The sequence below is a fragment of the Nocardia canadensis genome (assembly GCF_032656385.1).
GTDB lineage: Bacteria > Actinomycetota > Actinomycetes > Mycobacteriales > Mycobacteriaceae > Nocardia > Nocardia canadensis.
In genome coordinates, this window is sequence record NZ_JAVCWB010000010.1 from 17,806 (window position 1) to 35,915 (window position 18,110).

At 70.3% G+C, this 18,110-nt stretch carries 18 protein-coding genes; 4 read left to right on the forward strand and 14 right to left on the reverse strand.

The features are described 5' to 3' along the window. Positions 1 to 86: 86 nt before the first annotated feature. Positions 87 to 830, forward strand: coding sequence for a metallophosphoesterase family protein (locus Q7X29_RS23755; protein ID WP_316575431.1), 744 nt, complete (start codon positions 87 to 89; stop codon positions 828 to 830). A 48-nt stretch (positions 831 to 878) separates the two neighbouring features. Here the strand turns inward: Q7X29_RS23755 and Q7X29_RS23760 are convergent, their stop codons facing one another. The 4 genes from Q7X29_RS23760 to Q7X29_RS23775 all read right to left on the reverse strand — a co-directional run bounded on the left by Q7X29_RS23760 (position 879) and on the right by Q7X29_RS23775 (position 5,736). Further along, a complete protein-coding gene (locus tag Q7X29_RS23760) occupies positions 879 to 1,505 on the reverse strand; it encodes an NUDIX domain-containing protein (RefSeq protein WP_218716414.1) in 627 nt (208 codons plus the stop codon). A gap of 116 nt (positions 1,506 to 1,621) precedes the next feature. Next, positions 1,622 to 2,926, reverse strand: coding sequence for an adenylosuccinate synthetase (locus Q7X29_RS23765; protein ID WP_316575432.1), 1,305 nt, complete (start codon positions 2,924 to 2,926; stop codon positions 1,622 to 1,624). 26 nt (positions 2,927 to 2,952) lie between these two features. Then, positions 2,953 to 3,900 carry a hypothetical protein gene (locus tag Q7X29_RS23770; protein ID WP_316575433.1) on the reverse strand — a complete coding sequence of 316 codons (948 nt, stop codon included), beginning with the start codon at positions 3,898 to 3,900 and terminating at the stop codon, positions 2,953 to 2,955. A gap of 258 nt (positions 3,901 to 4,158) precedes the next feature. After that, on the reverse strand, positions 4,159 to 5,736 hold the full coding sequence (locus tag Q7X29_RS23775) for an ABC-F family ATP-binding cassette domain-containing protein (protein ID WP_316575434.1): 1,578 nt from the start codon (positions 5,734 to 5,736) through the stop codon (positions 4,159 to 4,161). 251 nt (positions 5,737 to 5,987) lie between these two features. On the opposite strand from Q7X29_RS23775, the gene Q7X29_RS23780 reads away from it, so the two are divergent. Then, positions 5,988 to 6,599 carry a GNAT family N-acetyltransferase gene (locus tag Q7X29_RS23780; RefSeq protein ID WP_218716411.1) on the forward strand — a complete coding sequence of 204 codons (612 nt, stop codon included), beginning with the start codon at positions 5,988 to 5,990 and terminating at the stop codon, positions 6,597 to 6,599. Here Q7X29_RS23780 and Q7X29_RS23785 read toward each other — a convergent pair. The 6 genes from Q7X29_RS23785 to Q7X29_RS23810 form a co-directional block, all read right to left on the reverse strand. Further along, positions 6,589 to 7,161 (reverse strand): adenine phosphoribosyltransferase, encoded by a 573-nt coding sequence (locus Q7X29_RS23785; RefSeq protein WP_218716410.1) that lies wholly within the window; start codon positions 7,159 to 7,161, stop codon positions 6,589 to 6,591. The genes Q7X29_RS23780 and Q7X29_RS23785 overlap by 11 nt on opposite strands. 47 nt (positions 7,162 to 7,208) lie before the next feature. Next, positions 7,209 to 8,921: an ABC transporter substrate-binding protein gene (locus Q7X29_RS23790; RefSeq protein WP_218716427.1), complete on the reverse strand. Its 1,713-nt coding sequence runs from the start codon at positions 8,919 to 8,921 to the stop codon at positions 7,209 to 7,211. 23 nt (positions 8,922 to 8,944) lie between these two features. Beyond that, a complete protein-coding gene (gene secF, locus Q7X29_RS23795; protein ID WP_316575435.1) occupies positions 8,945 to 10,126 on the reverse strand; it encodes a protein translocase subunit SecF in 1,182 nt (393 codons plus the stop codon). Then, positions 10,123 to 11,826: a protein translocase subunit SecD gene (gene secD / locus Q7X29_RS23800; RefSeq protein ID WP_316575436.1), complete on the reverse strand. Its 1,704-nt coding sequence runs from the start codon at positions 11,824 to 11,826 to the stop codon at positions 10,123 to 10,125. Before secD ends, secF begins: the two co-directional genes overlap by 4 nt. A gap of 105 nt (positions 11,827 to 11,931) precedes the next feature. Continuing rightward, positions 11,932 to 12,273 carry a preprotein translocase subunit YajC gene (yajC, locus tag Q7X29_RS23805; protein ID WP_218721110.1) on the reverse strand — a complete coding sequence of 114 codons (342 nt, stop codon included), beginning with the start codon at positions 12,271 to 12,273 and terminating at the stop codon, positions 11,932 to 11,934. A 108-nt stretch (positions 12,274 to 12,381) separates the two neighbouring features. Beyond that, positions 12,382 to 13,872 carry a flavin-containing monooxygenase gene (locus Q7X29_RS23810; protein WP_316575437.1) on the reverse strand — a complete coding sequence of 497 codons (1,491 nt, stop codon included), beginning with the start codon at positions 13,870 to 13,872 and terminating at the stop codon, positions 12,382 to 12,384. 77 nt (positions 13,873 to 13,949) lie between these two features. Between Q7X29_RS23810 and Q7X29_RS23815 the strand changes: the two genes are divergently transcribed. Both Q7X29_RS23815 and Q7X29_RS23820 read left to right on the forward strand, forming a co-directional pair. Next, entirely contained in the window at positions 13,950 to 14,579 is a 630-nt protein-coding gene (locus Q7X29_RS23815) for a TetR/AcrR family transcriptional regulator (protein ID WP_316575438.1), read from the forward strand. A 36-nt stretch (positions 14,580 to 14,615) separates the two neighbouring features. After that, complete coding sequence (locus Q7X29_RS23820; protein ID WP_218721113.1) at positions 14,616 to 15,194, forward strand: DivIVA domain-containing protein; 579 nt, start codon at positions 14,616 to 14,618, stop codon at positions 15,192 to 15,194. A gap of 13 nt (positions 15,195 to 15,207) precedes the next feature. Here Q7X29_RS23820 and Q7X29_RS23825 read toward each other — a convergent pair whose 3' ends face one another. Genes Q7X29_RS23825 through ruvC form a run of 4 tightly spaced genes read right to left on the reverse strand, consistent with a single transcriptional unit; the run spans position 15,208 to position 18,030 of the window. Beyond that, a complete protein-coding gene (locus Q7X29_RS23825; protein WP_308248646.1) occupies positions 15,208 to 15,720 on the reverse strand; it encodes a GtrA family protein in 513 nt (170 codons plus the stop codon). Between the two features lie 43 nt (positions 15,721 to 15,763). Continuing rightward, a complete protein-coding gene (ruvB, locus tag Q7X29_RS23830) occupies positions 15,764 to 16,861 on the reverse strand; it encodes a Holliday junction branch migration DNA helicase RuvB (RefSeq protein ID WP_316575439.1) in 1,098 nt (365 codons plus the stop codon). Between the two features lie 3 nt (positions 16,862 to 16,864). Then, positions 16,865 to 17,464 carry a Holliday junction branch migration protein RuvA gene (ruvA, locus tag Q7X29_RS23835; protein ID WP_218721115.1) on the reverse strand — a complete coding sequence of 200 codons (600 nt, stop codon included), beginning with the start codon at positions 17,462 to 17,464 and terminating at the stop codon, positions 16,865 to 16,867. Further along, entirely contained in the window at positions 17,461 to 18,030 is a 570-nt protein-coding gene (gene ruvC, locus Q7X29_RS23840) for a crossover junction endodeoxyribonuclease RuvC (protein WP_189024891.1), read from the reverse strand. The genes ruvA and ruvC overlap by 4 nt, the downstream gene beginning before the upstream one ends. Between the last annotated feature and the right edge of the window lie 80 nt (positions 18,031 to 18,110).

Consider the following 18,110-nt stretch of genomic DNA (forward strand, 5'->3'; position numbering starts at 1 on the left):
CCGAACCCTCAGGGTGGGCACTCCCGCCCCCTTGGTGGACCGGGAATCGCGTTGACAGCCGCATCTCGCTGTGGCCTCCTTGGCGGGTGGGGAACATCGCGCCGATCCGTCTCGCCGCCACCGCCGACCTGCACCTGAGACCCGCCGTGGCCGGCAAGTTCCGGCCCGGCTTCCTCCGCCTCGACCGCCATGCCGACCTGTTGGTCCTGGGTGGTGATCTCACCGAGGGCGGCACCCGGGCGAATACCGCGTTGCTGTGCGCGGAACTGGCCGGTCTCCCGGTCCCGGTGGTCGCCGTCCTGGGCAATCACGACCACGACGAGAACCGTGGCGAGTTCATCGCGCGGCGGCTCACCGAGACCGGTGTGGTTGTCCTGGACGGTGATTCGACCACGCTGACGATCCGCGGGCAGCGGGTCGGGATCGCCGGGGTGATGGGCGGCTCCGGCGGCTTCCCCGGCCACCCTGGTGATCCCGGCTCCGGTTCGGCCGAGCATCGGGCCAGGATGCGCCGCGGACCCGTCGACGCCCAGCGCCTGCGCGAGGCGCTCGACGGCCTCGACTGTGCCCTCCGGATCGCCCTCACCCACTTCGCCCCCGTCGTCGACACGCTCGTCGGCGAACCCACGCCCATCTATCCCGGACTGGGGTGCCACGCCTTGGGCGAGGCGATCGATGCGGGCCGCGCCACCCTCGCTCTCCACGGCCATGCGCACGCCGGCACCGAATACGGGACGACCACGGGAGGCGTTCCCGTGCGCAATGTGTCCTACCCGGTGCTGCGCCGGACGTATGCGGTCTACGACCTACCGGTCGCCGCCACCGCATAGCCACGCGGCGTCACCACCCTCAGCACGCCGGTGCGCCTCGGCGACCTGCTACGCCGTCTCGCCGAAGGCCCACACGACCGCGGGCCGACCGGTGGCCTTCACCCGCCGCCGTTCGCCGGTGCGGTCCAGCCCCGGGATCGCGGCCAGCGTGCGATTGAGATTGGCCGGGTCGGGACGCGTGCCGTGCAGCGAGGTGCTGAGGTCGACCGCGCGGGTGGCGGGGAACTCCTCGCCCGCCAGCGCCCTGGTCAGGGTCGGGTCCTTCCACAGCAGGCCGGCCAGCAGAGTCCGGCTGGTCTCGACGATCCGATTGTGGTCGAAGGCCAGCGGCGGCACGGCGTCGAACTCGACCCACTCGGCCGGTCCCTCGTGCTCGGCGACGACGGCCCACATGGCGATCGACAGGGTGGGCCCGCGCGGATCGCGGTGCGGTTCGTCGAAAGTGACCAGCTGACCGACCGCGCCGATCGCCTCGACCGGAACACCCAGCTTGGTGTGCACCGCCCGCCGGGCGGCCTCGGCCAGCCGCTCGCCCCGGCCCAGCAGCACACCGGGCAGCGCGAGTTCGCCGGTGAACGGCTCGAACTCGCGAGCGGCGATCCCGATGCGCACCGCGCTGTCGGCCTCCCAGCACCGCAACGTGACGACATCGATCGATACGACGGATTGCTCCACGTCGTCCCATCCTGCCGCAAGCGCGCGCCGAATGGGAACCCGCGCCGCCCTCGCGTTCTCGCTGCGCGCGCCGCCGCCGAGCCCGCCGCGGGCACGGCCCCGCCGACCGGCTTCGTTCACGCCGACCGGGCCGCGGTCGCGGCGAGACGGGCCCCGACGCCCGCCGAATCCGCGCCGAGCACCGGTCGACGCAGGATGCGGTCGTGCCGATCCGGTCCGTGGCCGGTCAACACCACCGGCACCCCGAGGCGGTGGGCGAGCCAGTCCGCCGGGTCCCCGACGACAGGCTCGAGGACCGGTGTCGCCGCCGACAGCAGGTCGGTGAGCCGTCGCTGGTGCTCGAGATCACGCCATCGGCCGGGCACCAGCTCGGCGACCGGGCCCGCCGCGGTCTCGTATGCCGCTGCGGCGCAGGCGGTTCCGGTGACATCGAGATGATTGACCACCAGCCCGTCGATCCCGCCACAGATGTCGACGGCGTAGCGCAACAGGATCGGATCGAGGTGCCCCTGCCGGAACGCACCCTGATAGGGGCCGGTGCCGTTGTGCGGCTCCGGGTTTCCCAGCCGCGCTTCGGTCGGCAGCGGGCCCGCGCCGTGCCTGGTCATGTAGGTCCGGGTGACACCCAGCACGGTGGCGGTGCCGCCGATCCCGGCGATCATCGCGCGGGCGTGGCGCGGTTCCACCGTCGACCACGTGGTGTGCGGGTGCAGACCGCGCCATTCGTCGAGCAGCACCCCCTGCGCGCCTTCGAACACGAGCCTGCCGCGCGCCGCCGCCCGCGCGAGTTCGCCGTCGCCGGTGAGACGCACCGCCCCGGCGAAATCGCGGTACATCGCCACCAGCGCGTCGATCGATTCGTAGCCGTGCGCGCTGGGCCCGATCAACGCGTCGTAGTGCGCGGCCAGCCGGTCCAGCTTGCCCCGCAGGATCGCAGGCGTGCGGCAGTCGGCGACCGTCGGAGCCTCGTGTTCCAGTGCGTACCACGCCGTTTCACCGATGCCACGACCGCAGGAACCGTGCCGCGAGGAACCCCTCGCGTCCTCGCGTGCACGGTTGGCCGCGATGTGGATCGGCGTGGTGAGCAGGGCCCGGCCGTCGACGGCGAGCAGGCCCAGCGGATCGGGCACCCCCAGTGCCGCGAGCTGCTCGGACTCGGCGGCGAGCGCGATCGGTTCCACGAGCATGTGCCGCGAGAGCACGGTCGGCACCCCGTGGAAGGTTCCCGCACCGAACTGGGCGAAGGTGTGGTGACGGCCGTCGGCGACGACATTGTGCGCGGCCTGCGCACCGCCGTTGAACCGCACGACCGCCGCCACCCCGAGGCCGGCCTCCGGTGCGCACAGCCAGTCGACCGTCGCGCCCTTGCCCGCGTCACCGAAGCCCAGATCGACGACGACGAGATGTTCCGTACCGACCATGGCCGCGCTCCTTCCCTTCTCGCGTGTCACTTGCCGGGCGGCAGCGCGCGGATCCGCCTGGACGGTCTCGCCCCGAGGGCCCGGCCCACCGCGTCGGCCTCGTCCACCGACCCGACATCGCGCAGGTCGGCCAGCCCGGTGTCGACGTCGACCCGGTCCTCGCCCAGCCCGATGGTCAGCGCGATCAGTTCGCACACCGCGCCGGGATCGTCGAGCTTCAGGAAGTTCTGGCCGAGCAGGCCCCGCCAGTGGTCGGCGATCTCCGGATCCCGGTAGTAGGACGACTGATTCGGCAGGATGTAGTAGACGTGCCAGCGCTCGGCGAGTTCACGATAGATCGACTCCACCGACACGTCGCGGCGCACGTGATCGCCGATGACCGCCCTGATGTGGCGGGCGGCCAGGCGCGGCTTGTTCAGCTCGTCGCCGATGATGAACAGGTAGCCCCGCTTCCCGCGCTTGTCCCAGGCGTCGGTCGCGACGTGCTCGGCCAGGAAATAGGCTGCCAGCTCGTAGCTTTCGGACTTCTGCCCGCCACCGCCGCCCTCGAGCAGGATGGCCCGCAACTGCTCGTCCATCCGGTTGTCGGATTCGAACTGCCCGATCTGCAGCGGCACCCGGTCGGTGTCGGCGTCCCCGATCGCCCCGAACAGGATCTGCGGATCCTGCGCGTACCCCTTGCTCTTCAGCAGCCCGTGCAGCTTCCCGAGCTTGTCCTGCATGATCCGCGGCACCCGACCCATCGACCCGGTGACATCGAACAGCACCGCGACCGGCAGCGAATTCCCGTGCTCGGCCGAATCCCGGCACTCCCGCACACCCACGCCGAACGGATCGAGCAGCGGATGCGCGCACCAGGTGTCGTACGGCTGCTCCCGCATCTGCGCGGTGTAGCCGAAGTCGTCCTCCCCCGCGCGCGCCCGGAACGTCTTGCCCGCCCGGTACGCACTGTCATCCCAATGCCCATACCCCATCAGAACCACTCCCTCTCGGTATCGTTGTTTTAGTCTATGCAACCAAAACGGTGATCGTCAAGAGACCCGGGCGCATCCCCACTGCCGACGATGATCCATCGCGTGCTCGGCGACCTGCGCCGGACCGACACCGTCGGCTCGGACAACACCCGGATCCCGTTGGGCGAGGCCAGGTTCGGCCCGCTGTCGCGCTCCGGCTGGGACCACCATGTGCGGCGATCCCGGGGTCATCCGCCGGGCCGCCGCACGGTAGCCGCGCTACTCGACCAGTCCCTCGGGCGTGAGCTCGAGAGTGCGGGTCACCCCGATGTCGTCGAGGAACCGCGCGTCGTGGCTGACCACGATGAGCGCGCCCTCGAAACTCGCCAGTGCCTGGGTCAGATGCGCCAGGCTGGGCAGATCGAGGTTGTTGGTCGGCTCGTCGAGCATCAGCAGTTTCGGCGCCGGTTCGGCGAGCAGCAGGGTCGCCAGGGCGGCCCGCAGCCGTTCGCCGCCCGACAGCGCCGAGGCCGCGATATCGGCGTCGGCCCCGCGGAACAGGAAGCGCGCCAGCTGTCCCCGGATCTGCTCGGCGCTCGCGTGCGGCGCGGCGTCGGCGACGTTGTCGAACACGCTGCGGGTCTCGTCGAACACGTCGAGCCGCTGGGGCAGCAGCCGCCACGGCACCTTGGGCCGCTCGTCGACGATCCGGCGCAGCAGGGTGGACTTGCCCGCCCCGTTGCGCCCGGTCAGCGCGATCCGCTCCGGCCCGCTCACCCGCAGATCGACCACCGGGCCGTTGGCCAGGCGCGCCTGCTCGAGGGTGACGACATCCTGGCCCGGATACAACCGGGTACCGGGCAGGTCGATCCGGATCTCCCGGTCGGCCCGCACCAATTCCTCGGCCTGATCGAGGGTTTCGCGCGCGGAGTCGAGCTTCTCCAGATGCGAGGTACGCAACTTGCCCGCCGACACCTCGGCGGCGTTCTTGCGCAGCCCCGCCACGATCTTCGGCACCCGCTTGTTGTCCTGCATCTTCTGCGCGAACCGCTGTCTGCGGTCCAGTTTGGTCCGCGCCTCGACCAGTTCGCGGGCCTGCTTGCGGACATCGCTGCGGGCGTCGCGCACCGCCGCGCGCGCCGCCTCCTGTTCCTGCTCGACGATGCGTTCGTAATCGCTGAAATTGCCGCCGAAGGACCGGATCTCGCCTGCGCGCAGCTCGGCGATGCCGTCCATCCGGTCCAGCAGGTCCCGGTCGTGGCTGACCACCAGAACCGTGCCGGGGAACTGCCGGATCACCTCGTAGAGACGGGTGCGCGCGACCGCGTCGAGGTTGTTGGTCGGCTCGTCGAGCAGCAGCACGTCGGGCTCGCGCAGCAGTTCGGCGACCAGCCCGAGCAGCACGGTCTCACCGCCGGAGAGCGTGTCGAGGGTGCGGTCCAGGTCGTCGACCGACCCGGCGACGTAGTCCAGGCCCAGCTTGCCGAGCAGCGCGATCGCCTCGTCCTCGATCTGCCAGTGCACCCCGACGGTGTCGAAGTCCTCGGGTTCGCCCTCGCCGCGTTCGATGCGGTGCAATGCGGCCCTGACCTCGGCGATGCCCAGCACGGTCTCCACCCGCTGCCCGGTCTGCATCCCGAGGTCTTGGCGCAGGTAGCCGATCCGCCCCGGCGCCGTGATCGAGCCACGATTCGGGCGCAACGCGCCGGTGATCAGCCGCATCAGGGTGGACTTGCCCGCGCCGTTGCTGCCGACCAGCCCGATCTGGCCGGGGCCGACGACGGCGTCGAGCCCGTCGAACACGACGGTGCCGTCCGGCCAGTGGAAGGAGAGATCGGAAAAAGAAAGAGAGGTCATGCGGATCCCCTATGAGGTGCGACGGATACACGGTGCGCAGAATGCGGACCGTCCGGGAGCGCTACCTCAAGAAATCAACGCACGACTCCGATCGCCGGGAACAAGACCACTCATTGATAACACTCCGCCGCGCCCCCGCGCCACCCCTTTTTCCGGCACCGTGAGCTCGATCACCGGGTCCCACGGGACGCTAGCCTGGACGCCAGGGCGATCCTCAGCCACCGGAGGCTGGATCAGGGACCGGAGGACCGATGACGGAGCCGAGACGAGTACGCGCCGCCGCACCGGCGGACGTGCGAGCCGCCGCCGACGCGCTCGGCGCGGCGTTCCAGCACGACCCGGTCATGGGCTGGATCCTGCCCGACGAGCACCGGCGCGCCGTCGGCCTGCCGCGGTTCTTCGCCACCATGGCCCGCCACATCTTCTTCCCCGCCGACGCCTCCGACCTCGCGGTGCGCCCGGACGGTTCCGTCGCGGGCGCCGCGCTGTGGACGCCGCCGGACCGCCAGCCCGCCGCAAGCGCCGAACTGCGCGTGGTGCCCGGCCTGATCCACGCGTTCGGGCGCCGCGTCGGCGCCGGCAAAACGGTCGGCGACCTGCTCAAGCAGCACCATCCCTCGACTCCGCACTGGTACCTGGCGATGATCGGCACCCGCCCCGAGGATCGTGGGGCCGGATACGGCCACACGCTGCTGCGCTCGCGGCTGGACCGGATCGACGCCGAGGGCGCGGCCGCCTATCTCGAATCCAGCAACCCCGACAATGTGCCGTACTACGAACGCTTCGGCTTCACGGTGACCGACGAGATCCGCATCCCCGGCGGCCCGCCGCTGTGGCTGATGTGGCGCGCGGCTACAGCTTGACGATCGAGGTCACCGGGTAGTCGCCCTGGTGCTCGCGGCCCTGCAGGAACTCGAGTTCCAGGACCACGGCGGCGGCGACCACCTCGGCGCCGACCTCCCGGAACAGCGCGGCCGCGGCGGCGAGCGTGCCGCCGGTGGCGAGGACATCGTCGAGCAGCAGGATGCGCTTGCCCGCGAGCTCCACCCCGTCGGCCGGGATTTCCAGTGCGGCGGAACCGTATTCGAGCTGGTACTCGCGCGACACGACCGGCGGCGGCAGCTTGCCGCCCTTGCGGATGGCGAGCACGCCGGTGCCGAGGGTGGCCGCGACGCCTGCGCCGAGCAGGAAGCCACGCGCGTCCACGCCGGCGACGATGTCGGCGTCGGGGACCACGGCGGCGAAGCAGTCGATGACCGCGCGGAAGCCCTCGGCGTCGGCGAACACCGGGGTCAGATCGGCGAAACGCACACCCGGCGTGGGGAAGTCGTCGTGCCAGCGGGTCAGCCGCGACACCGCGTCGGCGGCCTTGCTGGTCCGCGCGCTGACCTGGTCGTCGGACTCGACCACCGCGTGCTTGCTCATCGACACCTCTCCCTCACGGTCACGCCCCGCGTGACTGTCACCACTGCTCATCGCTGCAACACCCAGCGATCCATGTTCCATCCGGTTCCGGCCTGGGTCGGCCCGGCGATCCCGTTCTGCATGCCGGTGCCGAAGGCGATCAGGCGCGGGGTCGCGAACAACGGGATGCTCGGCAGCTGCGCCCACAGCAGGTTCTCGGCCTCGGTCAGCAGATTCAGCGTCACGGTCGAGTTCGTCTCGCCCGCAAGCTGATCGGTGATCGCATCGTAGCGACCGTTGGCGAAACCACCGACATCGAGGCCGCTACCGGCCCGCAACGCCGCGAACGCGGCCACCCCGGTGGTCGAGCCTGCCGGACCGGGGACCGCAGCGGTGCCGCCGAGCACGGCGTCGACCGCACCCTCGGCCAGTCTGGCCGGTGTGAAATCCGGTGCGCCCGCGTCGACCACGGTGATGCCCGCGCCGCGGCACGACTCGGCGATCATGGCCACGGTCTTCGCCCGGCGCGCGTCCGGCGCCTGGTAGCCGATCCGGACAGTCGGCTGCGCGGCGCGCGCCGAGGCCAACGTCGCCGTCGCGGCGGGGATGTCGGCACCCTTGTAGCGGTCGGCCGCGCCGATCACGGCCGGGTAGTACAGCGAATCCTGCTGCACGACATGGGCGTTCAGCGGACCCGCGCCGAGTCCGCTCTTCGGCACCTCGCCCGCCTTGCCCAGCGTGTCGAACAGCGCCTGGCGCGGCACACACTGGGCGAATGCGCGGCGCACCTCGACGGGGCCGAACACCCCGCCGGTGGCGAGCACGAGCTGCTCGGCGCTGCGACTGGCGACCGTCTGCTCGTCGAAGCCGGCCAGCGCCAGGTCGGCGACCGACCCGGCGCCCAGGTCGACCACGCCGAACGCGTTCTCCTTCGCCTTGGCCGCGTAGTCGGTGCCCTTGGGCCACACCACGATCCGGCTGGTCGCCGGCGGGCTGCCCCACCACTTCTCGTTCGCGACCAGGACCAGACCGTCCTTCGCGGTGAAGGATTCGATCCGGTACGGCCCCGACGACGGGAACCTGGTCAGGTCGAGCGAGCCCGCCTTCATGGTCCAGCCCGCGTTCCAGAAGTCGGCGATCCGGCCGAGCACGGCCCCGTCCCCGGTCTGCAAGGCGCTCACCACGCTCGGCACGCCGACCGCCTGCGCCACCACGTGCGCGGGCATCAGCTCGGCGGCGGTGAACAGGGTCCGCCACGGCAGGTAGTGCCTGCCGGGTCGGAACACCACGGTGGCGTCCTTGGAGCCCGGCTGGCAGTCGACCCGCTCGATGTCGGCGTAGCCCGCGGTGCTCGCGGCGTCGAACAGCGGAACCGGGCCGCGGTCACCCGGGCGGGTGAACCGGCCCGAGCGCGCCGACCAGGCCAGCACCAGATCGTCACAGGAGGTCTTCACCCCGTCGGAGTACACCCCGTCCGGGTTGAGCCGGTACTGCACGGTCTGCGTCTCGCCCGGCACTTCCTTCGCGGTACCCGCGTCGGTGTCGGCGACCTGCTGACCGTCCGGTCCGGTGTAGAAGAACCCGGTCAGCACCCGGCCGAACACCGCGGCCGCGCCGCTGCTCGCCCCGAGCGTGCTGCCGCCGTTGTAGCTGGCGACCGCCGCGTCGACGGCGTACCCGATGGAGGGCACCTGGTTCTTGCTCGAGCACCCCGCCACCAGGCCGGTGCTCACGGCCGCCGTGGCCAGCACGGTGATCAGTCGAATCGTGCCGCGTCGCATGATGAGACCCCCTGCTGTCGCCGTCAGTTCCTTCTCTTGTGCCGCTTCCCGCTGGGCCGGGCGCCCGGCCGCGGGGCTCCGGCGTCGCTCGGACGCGGACCGCGCGGCACGCCCGCGGCGGCGCCGACCGGCACCCGGGCACCGGCCGGGCCCGCGGCGCGCTTGGCCAGCACCTTCTTGGTGTGCGCGGCCACCGGGCCCCAGCGCTCCTTGATCGACACCAGCACCGGGACGGCGAGGAAGATCGACGAGTAGGCACCGACGATCATGCCGACCAGCTGCACCAGCGCGAGGTCCTTGAGCGTGCCGACACCGAGCAGCCAGACCGCGATCACCAGCATGCCGATGATCGGCAGGATGCCGATGACGGTGGTGCTGATCGAGCGCATCAACGTCTGGTTGGCGGCGAGGTTCGCCTGCTCGGCGTAGGTGCGCTTGTTCAGGTGCAGCACGCCACGGGTGTTCTCCTCGACCTTGTCGAAGACCACGACGTTGTCGTAGAGCACGTAGCCCAGGATGGTGAGCAGACCGATCACCGCGGCCGGGGTGACCTCGAACCCGACCAGCGAATAGATGCCCGCGGTGACGATCAGGTTGAAGAACAGCGACACGATCGCCGCGATCGACATGTCCCGCTCGAAGCGGATCGCGATATAGATCATCGTGAGCGCGACGAACACCCCCAGCGCGATCAGCGCCTTGTTGGTGATCTGCCCGCCCCAGGTTTCGCTGATCTCGGCGATGCTGATCGCGTTGCGGCTGACCTGGCCGTCGGAGTCCTTGGGCTGGAACGCGTCGAACAGCGCGCTCTGCACCTGCTCGGTCTGGGCCGCGTCCAGGGTCTCCGAGCGCACCTGGATGGTGGCCGAGGCCCCGGAACCGACCTTCTGCACCGACACCGGGCCGTGGCCCAGGGTCTGCGCGTAGACGTCCTCCACCTGCTGGGTGGAGATGTCGGCGGCCGGGATCTGGATGCGCGAACCGCCGGCGAAGTCGATGCCGAGGGTGAAGCCGCGCACCGCGATGCTCAGCACCGAGATCAGCAACAGGGCCGCCGCGATGCCGTAGAACAGCTTGCGGCGGCTGACGATCGGGAAACCGCCGGTGCCGGTGTAGAGCCGCTCGAAGAACCCGTGCTTCGGGGTCTGCGACGCCTCGGCCTGGTCCAGGTACACCGACTCGTCGGTGGGATGGGCGTTGGTCATCGTGACATCTCCTTCGGCCTGGCCTGGCCCGCGGCGCGTTCCCTGGCGATCTGCTGCACCGAGCCGAGACCGTTCACCGACGGCTTCGCCCAGAACGGCGAACGCGAGACGATCATCATCAGCGGCGCGGTGACCAGGTAGAGCACGATCACGTCGAGGACGGTGGTGATACCGAGGGTGAAGGCGAAGCCCTTCACCTGACCGGCGGCGAGCAGGTACAGCACGACCGAGGCGATCAGGCTGACCGTCTTACCGGACAGGTTGGTGCGCTGCGCCCTGGCCCAGCCGCGCGGCACGGCCGAGCGGAAACTGCGACCCTCGCGCATCTCGTCCTTGATGCGTTCGAAGAACACGACGAACGAGTCCGCGGTGAGACCGATACCGATGATCAGACCGGCGATGCCGGCCAGGTCGAGGGTGAACCCGATCCAGCGGCCGAGCAGCACGATGATGCCGTAGACGGCGACACCGGCCGCGATCAGCGAGAACCCGGCCAGCAGGCCGAGCATGCGGTAGACGAACAGGCAGTACAGCAGCACCGCGATCAGGCCGATCGCGCCGGCCAGCAGACCAGCCTTCAGCGAGGACAGGCCCAGCGTCGCCGAGACCGTCTCCGCCTCCGAGGTCTGGAACGACAGCGGCAGCGAGCCGTACTTGAGCGTGTTGGCCAGCTCCGCGGCGCTGTCGGCGGTGAAGCTGCCCGAGATCGAGGTGCGGCCGCCGAGCTGCGGACCCTGCTGCACCTGCGGCGCGCTGACGACCTTCGAGTCCAGCACGAACGCGACCCGCTTGTAGACGTACTCGCCGGTCAGCGCGGACCAGGCGTCCGCACCCGAGGACTTGAACTCGAGGTTCACCTCGTGGCGGGCCTGCTGGGAGTTCAGGCCGGAGGTCGCGTCGGCGATCTCCTGGCCGTCGATGCGGCTCGGGCCGAGCAGGAACACCTCGGTGCCGTCCTGCGAGCAGGTGACCAACGGCAGCGCCGGGTCGTCGTTGCCCGCCAGCGGGTCGGGCTTGGTGCAGTCCATGCTCGCCACGGCGACTTGCTGTACGGACTGGTCGGTGCTCTGCCGCAGCGCCTTGGCGTCGGCGATCTCCTTGGCCTGCTGCTGCTGGGTGGAGGTGCCACCGGGAGCCGGGGTCGGCGTCGGCGGTGCCTGCGCCGGGAACACCCGCGACTGCGGGGCCGGGGTGGTCGGCTCGCCCGCCGCCGGAGCGGTGGTCTCGCCGGGCGCGGGCGTCTCACCGGGCGCGGGCGCGCTCGTGGTCGGCGTCCCGCCCTGGGCCGGCGGCACCTGCGGCGCGGCGCCACCGGCCTGTGGCTGCGTCGCGGCCAGCACCGGCCGGATGTACAGCTTGGCGGTGGTGGCCAGCGCGCGGGCCTGCTGGCTGTCCTCACCGGGCACCGTGATGACGAGGTTGTCGCCGTCGATGACCACTTCGGAGCCGGAGACGCCGAGACCGTTGACGCGGTTCTCGATGATCTCCTGGGCCTTCTTCAGGCTGTCCTGGCTGGGCCTGCTGCCGTCGGGGGTGCGCGCGGTCAGGGTGACGCGGGTACCGCCCTGCAGGTCGATGCCGAGCTTGGGCGTGGGGGAATGGTCACCGGTGAAGAACACCAGCGCGTAGATCACGGCCAGCAGCGCGGCGTAGACGCCGAGCAACCGGTACGGATGCGCCGATCCCTGGGAAGGTGGCACAGCAGGTCATCTCCTAGGCGGAAGTCGAGGTCGGAACGGGTGGGCACGACGATGCCCGCGCCGGTGCGTTCCGCAGCGCGGGGCACCGGCGACGAGGGAACGCGATCAGTCCTTGGTCAGCCGGGTCTCGGTCTGCTCCGCGGACTCCTCGACGGTGGCGTCGGTCGCGGGGGTGGTCTCCTCGACCGCCTGCTCGTCGGCCCGGACCTCGCGGATCGCCTGACGCAGCCAGGTGGTGACGACGTCCTCGGCGATCTCCAGGTCGACGGTGGTGTCGTCGAGGTCGACGACGGTGCCGTACAGGCCCGACGTGGTGACGACCTGGTCACCCACCTTCAGACCCTCCTGCATCGACGAGACCTTCTCGGCCTCCCGCTTCTGTTTGCGGATACCGAAGAACATCGGCACGAGCAGGGCGAGGATCAGCAGCGGAAACAGGAAGTCCATCGTCGAAGTCAGTCCCTAGTCAGTGGTGGACGGGCAAGTACGCCTGACAGTCTGCCAGTTCTCCGCCGTGGCGACACACCGGACACCGTCACGACCTCCGCGCGCCGCTCAGGCGGTGCGGCCGTAGGTGTAGTCGTCGAGCGGGAAGCTGACCGCCTCACGGTGCGCGTCGGCGGTGCTGGTCGGGCGCAGCAGCGCCGCCTCACCGTGCTGATTGAAGTAGTAGCTGCGCGCGCCGGCGCAGTCACCCCCGTAGAACACCGAGGAGCCCAGCTTGTCGGTGACCCGGTCCAGGAACTCGGCGTTGGCCCGCTCGGTGACCTCGAAGGTCTGTTCGCCGCGCCGGAACAGCTCGGTGAACAGCCTGCCCATGTGCTTCATCTGGGCCTCGATGGTGGTGAAGTACGACAGCCCGCTGTAGGAGTAGGGGCTGTTGAGGCTGAGGAAGTTGGGGAACTTGGGCACGGTGATGCCCTCGTAGGCCTGGAAGCGGTTGTCGCGCCAGAACTTGCCGAGGTTCACCCCGTCCCGGCCGACGATCTCGATGGCCGGGAAGTTCACGTCCCACAGATTGAAGCCGGTGGCCAGCAGCAACGTGTCGATCTCGGTCTTGTGCCCGTCGGCGGTGACGATGCCGTCGGGTTCGACATGGTCGATCGAGTTCGTCTCCAGTCGCACGTGCGGCTTGTTGAACGTCTTGAAGTAGGTGTTGGAAAACGTCGGGCGCTTGCAGCCGAAGTCGTAGTGCGGGGTCAGCTGGGCCCGGGTCTTCGGGTCGCGGACCTGCGCGAACAGGTGCGCCTTGGCCAGGGCGGCGGCCGCCTTGTTCAGCGGTTTGGCCTGCGCGTAGTGCAGCACGCCGACGACCATCAGGGCCTCGAGCATGCTCGTGTTGGCCAGCCGTGCCACCTTCTGGGTGAGCGGCACCTTGGCGAACAGTTCCTGGACGGCGCCGGGAATCGGGGCGTCGATCTTGGGCACCACCCAGATGGGCGTGCGCTGGAACACGGTCAGCGCGTCGACCCGCTCGGCCACCTCGGGCACCAGCTGGACCGCGGTGGCGCCGGTGCCGATCACGGCGGCCCTGCGTCCGGTCAGGTCGTAGCTGTCGTCCCAGTCGGTGGTGTGGATGATCTTGCCCGCGAAGGACTCGATGCCGGGGAACGGCGGGGTGTAGGGCTGGGACAGGAACCCGGTGGCCGCGAGCAGGTAGCGCGCGGTGACCGTCTCGCCGCCGGCGATCGAGACCACCCACTGCTGGTTGTCCTCGTCCCAGCGGGCACCGTCGACGGTGGTCCCGAACCGCATCCGCCTGCGCAGGTCGTATTTGTCGGCCACGTGCTCGGCGTACTTCTTGAGCTCGGCGCCGGGGGCGAACAGCCGGGTCCAGTGCGGATTCGGCTCGAAGGAATAGGAGTAGGTCACCGAGGCGATGTCGACCGCCAGGCCGGGATACCGGTTCACATGCCAGGTGCCGCCCAGGTCGTCCTCACGCTCGAGGATCACGAAATCGCGCAGTCCGAGCCGGTCGAGCTCGATGCCGGCGCCGATGCCGCCGAAACCCGCCCCGACCACGACCGCGTCCCATTGAGGTGCCACGCCGAACCTCCACATCATCAGGTTTCTGTTACAGAATGACACATCATTCCGCCGGCGGCGACAGTAACATCGGCCCGGTGACGAAGCCATCCGCCCGCGTCGAACAGCGCAAAGCCGAATTGCGCAGGGAGATCATCGACACCGCGTTCGACTGCTTCTCCGAGAAGGGCTATCACGCCACCGGCATCGCCGATATCGCCGTACGCCTCGGCATCGGGCACGGCACCTTCTACCGCTACTTCGCCAACAAGCGCGACATCATCGACCACGTCATCGACGACGTGACCGGTCGCGTGTTCACCGCGCTGGCCACCGATCTCAGCCCCGAGACCGCGACCACCCTCGACGAGTACACCGCGCTGCTGGACCGGATCGGCGATTCGCTCAATCGTGTGCTGCTCGACGATCCCCGGGTGCCGCAGTTGCTGCTGGTCCACGCGACCGGCATCGACGACGAGCTGACCGCGCGGGTGTTCGGTCTGCTCGACTCCACCGAGGTCGTCATCGCCGGCTATCTGGACCACGGCGTGCAGTGCGGTTACCTGCGCCCGGATCTGGATACTCCCACCACAGCGAAAGCGGCGCTGGGGATGGTGGTCGCGGGCATCGTGCACGGCATGCGAACCCCTGATCCGGCGCTGCTTGCGGTGTACAGTCACGCGGTACGGCGGCTGTTCATCGAAGGCGTCCGAGTTGCTGCGCGATGACGAAAACCCGTGGGATAGAAGGGCAATCCTGACACAATGACCGCTGTGACGCCCGACGATGTGAGCCGCACCCACTTCGCCATGCCGACCCTGGGCCATCGTGGCTACCACGCCGACGAGGTCGACGCGTTCCTCGAGCTGGTCTCGGCCACCCTGGACGGGCAGGGCGTCCTCACCGCCGACGACATCCGGCACGTGCACTTCGGCGCACCGCGTTTCGGTGGTCGCGGCTATCAGGCCGATCAGGTCGACGACTTCCTCGACCGGGTCCGCACCGAACTCGAATACCGCCAGAAGGGCGGCGCGCCGGTCCCGGCGGCCCGGCCCGGCGACGGTGTGGCCGAGATGCTCACCCCGGACGACGTGCACCGCATGCGGTTCAGTCAGTCGGCGGTCGGCAGGCGCGGCTACCACGAGGAGGAGGTCGACGCCTTCCTCGACCTGGTCGCCGCGACCCTGGCGCACAACGGCCCGGGCAGCCTGACCGCCGCCGATGTGCGCGGCGTGCGGTTCACCGACACCCGCCTGGGCACCCGCGGCTACTCCCGCGAGGAGGTCGACGCCTTCGTCGATCTGGTCATCACCGCGCTAGAGCACGTCGAACGCAGGCAGTGACCACCGGGGCGGATCAGCCCTGGATGCTGTGCAGTTCGGCCTCGCGCAGGTCGTCGGGGAAGACGTAGCGACGGAACGCCCAGAACCGGAACGCCATCGCCAGCAGCACGCCCAGGATCTGCCCCGACACGAAGTTGGCCACCGCCTGCACCACCGGATCCACGTGCGGCACCCGCAGATTCAGCACGTACAGCGAGATCGCCTGCGGGATCATCGTGACGCCGATGCCCAGCGCGCTGACGGTGAAGAACAACGCCGCCTCGTGGCTGCGCTGCCTGCCGCCGCGGGTGCGGAAGGACCACTCCCGATTGAGGATGTAGGAGGCGATGGTCGCGATCAGCGCGCCGAGCAGGCGCGCGGTCAGCGGCTTGTCGCCGAGCACGGTCAGCTTCACCGCGTACACGACCCCGGTGTCGATGAACCAGGTGATCGCGCCGACGACCGCGAACTTCAGGAGCTCCCGATGCTTCAGGAGCAGGGAACGCAACGGCTCGGGGAATCGCTGCACCACCGCATGGACTGCCACCCGGCCGACAGTAGACGACGATCGGGTGCCTCGCCCAGCGGGCTCAGTCGAGCAGGTCCATGCTCGGGTGCGGTTCGCGCCCCCGTACTTCGATGGCGCCGATGACCAGATCCGGCGGCGGCACCAGCCCGAGATGCTCCCACGCCCCCGCGGTCGCGACCCGGCCGCGCGGGGTGCGGGCGACGAGTCCGGCACGCACCAGGAACGGCTCGCACACCTCCTCGACGGTGGCCGCTTCCTCGCCGACGGCGACCGCGAGCGTGGACACACCCACCGGTCCCCCGCCGAACCCGCGCACCAGCGCGCCGAGCACGGCGCGGTCGAGCCGGTCCAGACCGAGCGCGTCGACGTCGTAGACCTCGAGCGCGGCCATCGCGATCGGGTGGGTGATCACGCCGTCGGCCCTGACCTCGGCGAAGTCGCGGACGCGGCGCAGCAGGCGGTTGGCGATGCGCGGGGTGCCCCGGGAGCGGCCCGCCACCTCGGCGGCGGCGTCGTGGTCGATCCGCACACCGAGGATGCGCGCCGAGCGCTGCAGGATCCGCAGCAGTTCGGCGGGCTCGTAGAAGTCCATGTGGCCGGTGAAGCCGAAACGATCGCGCAGCGGACCGGTCAGCGCGCCGGAGCGGGTGGTGGCGCCGACGAGGGTGAACGGGGCGATGTCGAGCGGAATCGAGGTCGCGCCGGGGCCCTTGCCGACCACCACGTCGACCCGGAAGTCCTCCATCGCCAGGTACAGCATCTCCTCGGCGGGGCGGGCCATCCGGTGGATCTCGTCGATGAACAGCACATCGCCTTCGACCAGGTTGGACAGCATCGCGGCGAGGTCGCCCGCGCGTTCCAGGGCGGGGCCGGAGGTGATGCGCAGCGCGGTGCCGAGTTCGGCGGCGATGATCATCGCCATGCTGGTCTTGCCCAGGCCGGGCGGTCCCGAGAGCAGGACGTGATCGGGTGTGGCGCCACGCTGCCGGGCGCCGCGCAGCACCAGGGCGAGCTGCTCGCGCACACGCGGCTGACCGATGAAGTCGTCGAGCGAGGTGGGGCGCAGACCGGTCTCGGCTTCGCCGTCGGAGTGCAGATACCGCGCGGTGAGGGCGGAATCGTCGGGGTCGCCTGCCGCGAGCTCGACATCGTCGTCCATGGCCTACCTGTTCTTGCCGAGCAGGCCGAGAGCGGCGCGCAGGGCGACGGAGGTGGTCGCGGTGGGCTGGTCGGCCAAGACGGCGTCGACGGCCGGTTCGGCCTGCTTCACGGGGAATCCGAGCCCGACGAGCGCTTCGGTGACCTGTTCACGCACCGGGGTGACCGGGACCTGCGCGCCGGGCGGGCCGGCGGGCACCGGCACCAGGTTCACCTTGTCGCGCAGTTCGACGACCATCCGTTCGGCACCGCGCTTGCCGATACCGGGCACCCGGGTGAGCGCGGCGACATTGCTCTCGGCCAGCGCCTTGCGCAGCGCCTCCGGTTCGAGCACGGCCAGCACCGCCATCGCCAGCCGGGGGCCGACGCCGGACACCGTCTGCAACAGGCCGAACAGGTCGCGAGCCTCGGTGTCGGCGAAGCCGAACAGGGTCATCGAGTCCTCGCGCACGATCATCGCCGTGTAGAGGCGGGTCTCCTCGCCGCGGCTGAGCCCGGCCAACGTCGCGGGGGTGGCGTTGAGCCGGTAGCCGACGCCGGCGGCCTCGATCACCACATGATCGAGCGCGATCTCGAGTACCTCGCCGCGTACCGACGCGATCACCCGCGCACCACCTTTCGTTGTTCGGCCAGCCGTTGTTCGTAGCGGCGGCGGACCTCGTCCGCCTGCGCCTGCGCGGCCGCCATCCGGTCCATCAGCGGCGCCCGCCAACAATGACAGATCGCCAGGGCGAGCGCGTCGGCGGCGTCGGCGGGTTTCGGGGCGACCTGCAGCCCGAGGATCCGGGTCACCATGGCGGTGACCTGCGCCTTGTCGGCGGTGCCGTTGCCGGTGACCGCGGCCTTGACCTCACTGGGCGTATGGAAGGCGACCTTGATCCCGCGCCGGGCCGCGGCCAGCGCGATCACCCCGCCCGCCTGCGCGGTCCCCATCGCGGTACGCACGTTGTGCTGGGCGAAGACTCGCTCGATCGCGACGGCCTCGGGCCGATGCGTGTCCATCCATTCCTCGGCCGCGTCGGCCACGGCCATCAGCCGCAGCGCCAGCTCCGCCTCCGGCGGCGTCCGCACCACCCCGACATCGAGCGCGACGACCTTGCGCCCCGGCCCACTGTCCACCATGCTGAGCCCGCACCGGGTGAGCCCGGGATCGACGCCCATCACCCGCACCGGCAGCCCCTTCGAAGACACGAACAGTTGTTCGAAAGTCTAGAGCATTCTCCTGCCCCACCCGACCAGCGACACGGGCG

Coding starts and splice junctions, on each gene's coding strand:
- Q7X29_RS23775 (WP_316575434.1), bottom strand. CDS start 5,736: ATGACCTCTCTTTCTTTTTCCGATCTCTCCTTCCACTGGCCGGACGGC.
- Q7X29_RS23780 (WP_218716411.1), top strand. CDS start 5,988: ATGACGGAGCCGAGACGAGTACGCGCCGCCGCACCGGCGGACGTGCGA.
- yajC (WP_218721110.1), bottom strand. CDS start 12,273: ATGGACTTCCTGTTTCCGCTGCTGATCCTCGCCCTGCTCGTGCCGATG.
- ruvB (WP_316575439.1), bottom strand. CDS start 16,861: ATGGACGACGATGTCGAGCTCGCGGCAGGCGACCCCGACGATTCCGCC.
- Q7X29_RS23770 (WP_316575433.1), bottom strand. CDS start 3,900: ATGGGGTATGGGCATTGGGATGACAGTGCGTACCGGGCGGGCAAGACG.
- Q7X29_RS23790 (WP_218716427.1), bottom strand. CDS start 8,921: ATGCGACGCGGCACGATTCGACTGATCACCGTGCTGGCCACGGCGGCC.
- Q7X29_RS23820 (WP_218721113.1), top strand. CDS start 14,616: ATGACCGCTGTGACGCCCGACGATGTGAGCCGCACCCACTTCGCCATG.
- secF (WP_316575435.1), bottom strand. CDS start 10,126: ATGACCAACGCCCATCCCACCGACGAGTCGGTGTACCTGGACCAGGCC.
- Q7X29_RS23785 (WP_218716410.1), bottom strand. CDS start 7,161: ATGAGCAAGCACGCGGTGGTCGAGTCCGACGACCAGGTCAGCGCGCGG.
- Q7X29_RS23765 (WP_316575432.1), bottom strand. CDS start 2,926: ATGGTCGGTACGGAACATCTCGTCGTCGTCGATCTGGGCTTCGGTGAC.